The sequence below is a fragment of the Acidiphilium sp. JA12-A1 genome (assembly GCF_000724705.2).
Classification (GTDB): Bacteria; Pseudomonadota; Alphaproteobacteria; order Acetobacterales; family Acetobacteraceae; genus Acidiphilium; species Acidiphilium multivorum.
Window position 1 is genome coordinate 1 of the sequence record NZ_JFHO01000277.1, and the last position, 1,323, is coordinate 1,323.

General features: G+C 63.6%; 1 protein-coding gene and 1 pseudogene. One reads left to right on the forward strand and one right to left on the reverse strand.

Features of this window, described 5'->3' with window-relative positions; all coding sequences use genetic code 11:
* A partial coding sequence (tnpC, locus tag RT91_RS19850; protein WP_035189775.1) for an IS66 family transposase occupies positions 1–1,035 on the forward strand: 1,035 nt, incomplete at its 5' end.
* Between the two features lie 62 nt (positions 1,036–1,097).
* Here the strand turns inward: tnpC and RT91_RS22115 are convergent.
* A pseudogene (locus RT91_RS22115) lies at positions 1,098–1,323 on the reverse strand (hypothetical protein); the annotation flags it as partial.

A 1,323-nucleotide genomic window follows, 5' to 3' on the forward strand; every position in this document is an offset into this window, starting at 1 on the left:
CGCGCAGCGCACGACAAGATCGAACCGCCGCCGATCAAGCCGGTCGTCACCCGCGTCGAACGCTATGCCGGCCATTGTCCGTGCTGTGGGGCGACCACGCTGGCAGCCGTCCCGGAAGGCATGGAGACCGGCACACCATTCAGCCTCAACCTCGTGGCTCTCGCGATCTACCTGCGCGTCATCCATGCGGTCAGCTACCGGCGGCTGTCGCGCCTGTTCACCGAGTTGTTCGGCTTGGCGATCAGCGAAGGCGCGCTCGATGCCGCATTCCGCCGCGCCAAGCCGGGCTTCGATGCCGATGTCGGTGCCATCCTCGCCCGACTGCGCCGCGCGCGGGTCGTCTGCTCCGACGAAACCTCGGTGCGGATCAACGGCCGGACCCACTGGAACTGGGTATTTCAGAACGACGAAGTCGTCATCCATGTGATCCGGCCAAGCCGGGGCGCCAACGTCGTCGCGGAGGTAATGGACGGCCATCGCCCCGCTATCTGGATCTCCGATCTCTATGGCGCCCAGCGCGGTCATGCCGATGACTGGCAGATTTGCCTCGCCCACCAACTCCGGGACTGCAAATTCGCGATCGAGGCGGGTGATACGATCTTCGCACCCAGAATGAAGGCCCTGCTGCTCCGCGCCGTCGTGCTGGCGCGGCGCCATCGCACGCTCGCGGACGCTACAAGACGCGCCTGGCGGCGGCGCCTCGACCATGATCTCGACGCCGTCATGGCGCTCGCCCCGATCAACCACCACGGCAGACGATTGCGCCGACGATACGGCAAGGTTCGTGATCATCTCTTCACCTTCCTCGACCACCCGGATATCGCCGCGGACAACAACGGCTCCGAGCGCGAACTCCGGCCTACCGCGACATATCGCAAGGTCACCGGAGGGTTCCGATCCAACTGGGGCGCCGATTTCTTCGCCAACGTCCGATCCGTCGTCGGGACCGCCGCGCGGCACGGCCTTGATGCCTACACCGCTATCAAAAACGCCGTCACCGGAGCATCACTGCCCATCGCCCCCCTACCGGGTTGAGCAGATACATTGCAGCGATTCCTGTCATTCCTAAGAGTATATTACCAAATAGTAATCGAAATTCAAAACTTTTTGTATCTGCTCAACCCGGTAGGGGGGCGGATGGGCAGTGATGCTCCGGTGACGGCGTTTTTGATAGCGGTGTAGGCATCAAGGCCGTGCCGCGCGGCGGTCCCGACGACGGATCGGACGTTGGCGAAGAAATAGGCGCCCCAGTTGGATCGGAACCCTCCGGTGACCTTGCGATATGTCGCGGTAGGCCGGAGTTCGCGCTCGGAGCCGTTGTTG